5 protein-coding genes and 2 pseudogenes are annotated in these 6006 nt (G+C 73.8%); 3 read left to right on the forward strand and 4 right to left on the reverse strand.

The features are described from left to right. Both ACYVE9_RS13140 and ACYVE9_RS13145 read right to left on the reverse strand, forming a co-directional pair. Positions 1-721 (reverse strand): annotated as a pseudogene (locus ACYVE9_RS13140) (AAA family ATPase); the annotation flags it as partial. Between the two features lie 465 nt (positions 722-1186). Continuing rightward, entirely contained in the window at positions 1187-1819 is a 633-nt protein-coding gene (locus tag ACYVE9_RS13145) for a uridine kinase family protein (RefSeq protein WP_461027998.1), read from the reverse strand. A 181-nt stretch (positions 1820-2000) separates the two neighbouring features. On the opposite strand from ACYVE9_RS13145, the gene ACYVE9_RS13150 reads away from it, so the two are divergent. Next, positions 2001-3374: a C39 family peptidase gene (locus ACYVE9_RS13150; RefSeq protein ID WP_461027999.1), complete on the forward strand. Its 1374-nt coding sequence runs from the start codon at positions 2001-2003 to the stop codon at positions 3372-3374. Positions 3375-3438: 64 nt separating this feature from the next. Here ACYVE9_RS13150 and ACYVE9_RS13155 read toward each other — a convergent pair whose 3' ends face one another. After that, positions 3439-3672 carry a hypothetical protein gene (locus ACYVE9_RS13155; RefSeq protein WP_461028000.1) on the reverse strand — a complete coding sequence of 78 codons (234 nt, stop codon included), beginning with the start codon at positions 3670-3672 and terminating at the stop codon, positions 3439-3441. Between the two features lie 283 nt (positions 3673-3955). Here ACYVE9_RS13155 and ACYVE9_RS13160 point away from each other — a divergent pair, with 283 nt between their 5' ends. Further along, positions 3956-5044, forward strand: coding sequence for an S-(hydroxymethyl)mycothiol dehydrogenase (locus ACYVE9_RS13160; protein WP_461028001.1), 1089 nt, complete (start codon positions 3956-3958; stop codon positions 5042-5044). Beyond that, positions 5041-5661, forward strand: a complete 621-nt coding sequence (locus tag ACYVE9_RS13165) for an MBL fold metallo-hydrolase (RefSeq protein ID WP_461028002.1) — start codon at positions 5041-5043, stop codon at positions 5659-5661. Before ACYVE9_RS13160 ends, ACYVE9_RS13165 begins: the two co-directional genes overlap by 4 nt. A gap of 54 nt (positions 5662-5715) precedes the next feature. Here the strand turns inward: ACYVE9_RS13165 and ACYVE9_RS13170 are convergent. Then, positions 5716-6006 (reverse strand): annotated as a pseudogene (locus ACYVE9_RS13170) (bifunctional 3'-5' exonuclease/DNA polymerase); the annotation flags it as partial.

The following is a 6006-nucleotide window of genomic DNA, read 5'->3' on the forward strand; positions in this document are numbered from 1 at the left end:
CCCGGTGCACCGCCCGGTACAGCGGCAGCGCGGCCGCGCTGCGTCCGGTGCCCTCACGGGCCCGCGCCAGCCAGTACCGCAGCTCCTTGCGCTGCGGCTGCTCACTGCGGCAGCGCATCAGCGCCGCGGCGAGCAGCGGCTCGGCCTGCCCGTACATCTCCAGCCGCACCCGGGCCATGCCGGCGAAGAGGCCGGCCTCGATGCCGAGCAGGTGGTCCCCGACGAGGGGCTCGGTGTGCGCCACGAGCCCCTCCCAGTCCTTCGCCAGGTAGGCCCGGCAGGCGTGCAGGAACCGCACCTGGGCATCGGACTCGGGCGGTGGGCAGCCCGCCAGGGCGCGGTCGAGCTCGGCGACGTGCCGCCCGTCGAGCCAGTGCGAGGCGTGCGCCAGCAGCAGGTCCCGGCTGGTCTCCAGCACCGGCTGCACCCACCAGCCCAGCCAGTACCAGGAGTTGAGCGTTCTCCGGTGCCGGGAGCGCTGCTCGCCGAAGCGGTCCCGGTACTCGAACATGCGCAGCAGCGCGGTGGTGGTGTCCGCCCGCAACGCGTGCAGCCCCAACCAGGCGTCGGCCATTCCCGGGTCGAGACCGGCGGCGGTACGGAACTCGTCCTCGGCCTGGGCGTAGCTGCCCACGGTGTACGCGTCCACACCACGCAGCCACGCGAGGTCGGCGGGCGCCTGTGCGGGTGCGTCGAGGGGTTCCTGCGTGCTGAAGTCCATGGCATCCCCCCACGAGTGGTCCCCCGCCGTGTTCGGCCGGAAGCGTCGGCCCTGATCGCGCAACAGCCGTGCCGTCGGGGGGAATCGCCGCCCCGCAGCCGGGTTCCGCCGGCGCCCCGCGATGACGGCATCGTACCTGGCGGGCGCCTTCCGCCGAAGGGCGCCTGACAGCCGGTGCAACACCGGTGACGGAACGGAACCGGCGCTGCCCACCCCGTGTTTCGTCACCCTCCGTGATGCGCTGGTAGCGCCGCGCCCGGGGTGGCCTCCCGGGTGCGGGTGCGCCGCTGAACTGGCAGGACGAAGCCCCCGGTCACGGGGGAACGACCGGGGGCTTCGCGTCAGGGGGCAGTCCGGTACAGACCGCGCATTGAGAACGTAAGTGCTTCGCCGGTGCCCGGTCAAGCGTCGTGTGGCCGCAACCGGGAGCGTCCTTGGGACACTTCGCGATGCGGACCCGGTCCGCTACGGAAAGTGAGGTTCGGGCGTGGCTCGGCGTTGTCCCGCAGGCCCCTCCAGCACCTCGTACCCCTGGAGTTTCTCCCGGACCAGCAGATGCGCATGGGGGCGCGTCGGGTCATCGGTGAAGTGCCGCTGCTCGGCCCGGACCCAACCGTCCCAGAACCCGGCGAGTCCCGGCCCGTCCCGGGACCGGCCGCGCGACCAGGACTCGTCGGCCTCCCGGTCCATCCACAGCACGCACGCCAGGTGGGGGCGCACGGCCCGGCGACCCGCGCCCACGCCGTCCAGCAGCATCACGGGCGCGGGCGCGACCTCGGCCACCCGGTCGAACCGCCGCCGGTGCCAGTCGTACACCTCGAACCGCGCGGCCTCGCCCCGGGCGAGCGGTTCGAGGATCTGCGCGGTCAGCCGACCGGTCCACTCGAACAGCGCGTCGTGGCTGGCCAGGTCGTCCAGCCGCAGCACCGGCGCGCCGTCGAGCTCCGCGGCCAGACGTCCGGCGAAGGTGCTCTTGCCGGAGCCCGCGTGCCCGTCCACGGCCACCAGCCGGACCGGCCCGCAGGACGGCTCCAGCGTCCGCAGGTGGGCGGCGAGTGCGGCCGGCCCGCTTCCGGGCGCCGCCGTTCGGGAGTCCATCCGGCCAGGGTAGGCGGTGGCGGGCAGGGCGCCCGGCCGCCGCCGGGAGCACTCCGCCAGACCGCTGGTCCTTGGGCGTGTCGGCGCCTCGGCGCCACCGATGCCGGATCGGGGAGCGCGATAGTGGGCCATCCGCCGTGCCCGGGCGCCCCCACCGCCGGAACGACCGAGGGATCAAGCCATGCCCAGCTTCGAGACCACCCGCCGCAGTATGCTGACCGCCGCTCTCGCGGGCGCGGCAACGGTCGCGGTTCCCCAGGCGGCAGTCGCCGCCGGCACATACGTCCGCCCCCGGCGGGAGCCGGAAGGGACAACGGTGACCCACCACTCGTGGCACACCGGCCGGGACTGGGCCGACGGTACGGGCGACGGCACCCGGGTGTCCGACGGCGGCCGACCCTGCCTCGCGCTCGACCGGCCCGCCGGCACCACCGAGTACCGCGACCCGCACCGCGACGACGCCACCACCACCTGGGAGTACGCCTCGTGGACCTCACCCACACGTGAACTGCGCACCCCCGCCGCCGAACTCATCACGTCCTGGAACGCGGACACCCCGCCCGGCACCTGGGTGCGGGTGGAGGTCCAGGCGACCTACACCGACCGCGGCGTGACGCCCTGGTACACCATGGGCGTCTGGACCTCGGGTGACGGCGACGACGTGCCCTGCCGCACCTCGGTCGACGGGCAGAGCGACGGGCGCAGCTCGGTGTCCACGGACACCGTCGTCATCGGCCCGCGTGGCGGCGAGCTGCGGTTCGCCGCCTTCCGGCTGCGGGTCGTGCTGCTCCGGGCGCCCGGCGGCGGCCCGGGCCCGCTGGTCCGGCGGCTGGACACCACCGGCTCCGACGTGCCCGACCGCTTCGAGGTCCCGGCGTCCAATCCGGGCAGGGGCGGCGCGGTCGAGCTGGACGTGCCGCGCTACTCGCAGAACGTCCACCTCGGCCGCTACCCGCGCTACGACAACGGCGGCGAGGCGTGGTGCAGCCCGACGTCCACCCAGATGATCGTCGAGTACTGGGGCCGCCGCCCCGATCCGGCCGAACTCGCCTGGGTGGAGCCCGAGTACGACGACCCGCAGGTCTGCCACGCCGCCCGGCAGACCTACGACCACACCTACGAGGGGTGCGGGAACTGGCCCTTCAGCACCGCCTACGCCGCGACCTACGACGGGCTCCAGGCCACCGTCACCCGGCTCTCCTCCCTGCGGGACGCCGAACGCCTGGTACGTGCCGGAATTCCGCTGGTCACCTCGCAGTCGTTCCTGGCCACCGAGCTCACCGGCGCCGGCTACGGCACCGCGGGCCACCTGATGACCCTGATCGGCTTCACCGCGGACGGCGACGTCATCGCCAACGACCCCAACTCGCCCGACAACAACGCCGTGCGCCGGGTGTACCGCCGGCGCGAGTGGGAGAACACCTGGCTGCGCACCAAACGCCGGGACGGCAGCGGCCAGGTCCGCAGCGGCACCGGCGGCGTCTGCTACCTGATCTGGCCGGCCCGCCCCTCCGCGGCCCAACGCCGCGCCCTGGACGCCGTCGGCATCAGCTGACCCCCGACCGGGCCCACCGGCGGCACTCCCGCCGGGCCCCCGGGCCGAGGGCCGGGCGGGCTCGTCACGGTTCCAGGGCGCTGGCCTCCACGTTCTCCATCCGGGCGTGGAGCACCTGCCCGTTCACCGCCAGGTGGTTGACCAGTCGCGGCGCGGCGGCGATGCCGTCGCCGACGAGTTCCTCCGCCACCTCGCCGTACTCGACCTGGAACAGCGTGTCGGGCGCCCGCTCGTCGTGCGCACGCTGCTCCGGGTCACGCCAGGTGCCCTCCGCCCCCACCCCGGTGGCCGCACGCACCCCGCTCCCGGCGTCACCCGGCGGTCCTCTGGGCCGCGCGCAGCTCACCCTGCACCCGAGTGACGGGGTCGTCGACGTTCACCATGCGGGCACGGCAGGCCGCGACCGCCACCCCGCGTCCCGTACGGTGTCGGACCGCTCGCCGGAGGGAACCGGGTGCGGAGCGTGCACGCCCGGCGCCAGGGGCACACGTGCTTGAACGCCGTCGGTGCGACGGCGATAGTGAGCTGCCGAGCTCCGGCCCCGGCAGCCGGCGGACATCCCGCAGAGAGGAACCCCGCGAATGGCACAGGAAGTACGAGGCGTCGTCGCCCCGGGCAGGAACGAACCGCTCAGAGTGGAGACGGTGCTGATCCCCGATCCCGGCCCGGGGGAGGCCGTGGTCAAGGTGCAGGCCTGCGGGGTGTGCCACACCGACCTCCACTACAAGGAGGGCGGCATCAACGACGACTTCCCGTTCCTGCTCGGCCACGAGGCCGCCGGAGTCGTGGAGTCCGTCGGCGAGGGGGTCAGCGAGGTCGCGCCGGGCGACTTCGTGGTGCTCAACTGGCGTGCGGTGTGCGGCCAGTGCCGGGCCTGCCGGCGGGGCCGTCCCTGGTACTGCTTCGACACGCACAACGCCCGGCAGGCGATGACGCTGGCCGACGGCACCGCACTCACCCCCGCGCTGGGCATCGGGGCGTTCGCGGAGAAGACACTCGTGGCCGCCGGGCAGTGCACCAAGGTCGATCCGCAGGTGTCGCCGGCGGTGGCCGGACTGCTGGGCTGCGGAGTGATGGCCGGCATCGGCGCCGCCGTCAACACCGGCCAGGTCGGGCGCGGGGACACGGTGGCCGTCATCGGCTGCGGCGGAGTCGGCGACGCCGCCGTGGCCGGTGCCCGGCTGGCCGGCGCGGCGAGGATCATCGCGGTCGACATCGACGACCGCAAGCTCGACAAGGCCCGCACGATGGGCGCCACCCACACCGTCAACTCGGCGCAGACCGACGCGGTGGAGGCCATCCGTGCGGCGACCGACGGTTTCGGCGCCGACGTGGTGATCGAAGCGGTCGGCCGCCCGGAGACGTACGAGCAGGCCTTCTACGCCCGGGACCTGGCCGGAACGGTCGTCCTGGTCGGAGTGCCCACCCCGGAGATGAGACTGGAACTGCCCCTGCTCGACGTGTTCGGCCGGGGCGGGTCGCTCAAGTCCTCCTGGTACGGCGACTGCCTGCCGTCCCGCGACTTCCCCATGCTGATCGACCTGCACCTCCAGGGCCGTATCGACCTGGCCGCGTTCGTCTCCGAGACGATCGAACTGGACCAGGTCGACGAGGCGCTGGAGAAGATCCAGTCCGGGGACGTGCTGCGCTCGGTGGTGATGCTGCCGTGACCGCACGCATCGACCACCTCGTCACCTCCGGTGTGTTCACCCTCGACGGCGGCTCCTGGGAGGTGGACAACAACGTGTGGCTGGTCGGCGACGACAGCGAGGTGGTGATCATCGACGCCGCCCACGACGCCGACGCCATCTGTGCCGCGCTCGGTGACCGCGCGGTACGGGCCGTGGTGTGCACCCACGCGCACAACGACCACATCGACGCGGCCCCGGAGGTGGCCCGCCGCACCGGCGCGCCCGTCCTGCTGCACCGGGACGACCTGCCGCTGTGGCGCCTCACCCACCCCGACCTCGAACCCGACGGTGAACTCACCGACGGCCAGACCCTCACCGTCGCGGGCGTCGAACTCACCGTGCTGCACACCCCCGGCCACGCGCCGGGCGCCGTCTGCCTGTACGCGCCGGAACTCAACGCCGTGTTCACCGGCGACACCCTCTTCCAGGGCGGGCCGGGTGCCACCGGCCGGTCGTTCTCCGACTTCCCCACCATCGTCCGCTCCATCGGGGACCGGCTGCTGACGCTGCCGCCGGAGACCGTCGTGCACACCGGGCACGGGGACACCACGACGATCGGCACCGAAACCGCCGGAAGGGACGCCTGGCAACCCTGAGCCGGCCCGACGGCACGCCGAGGGAACCGGCCTCGCGACCGGTGCCCTCGGCGCTCACTTGGCGTCCGCGTAGCACTCCACCACCGCGGTGCTGAACGGGAACGTGACCGGGGTCCCGCCGAACGCGAGCCGGCCGGCGGTCTGCCCCGCCTCCCGCACCGCCGTCAGCACCTCGTCGGCCTCCGCCGCCGGGCAGTGCACGATCACCTCGTCGTGCTGGAAGAAGACCAGCTCGGCCCGCAGCCCGTCGAGGGAGCGACGCAGCGCGGCGAGCATCAGCAGCGCCCAGTCCGCGGCGCTGCCCTGCACCACGAAGTTGCGCGTGAACCGGCCGCGCGCCCGGGC

The sequence above is a fragment of the Streptomyces sparsus genome (genome assembly GCF_054776295.1).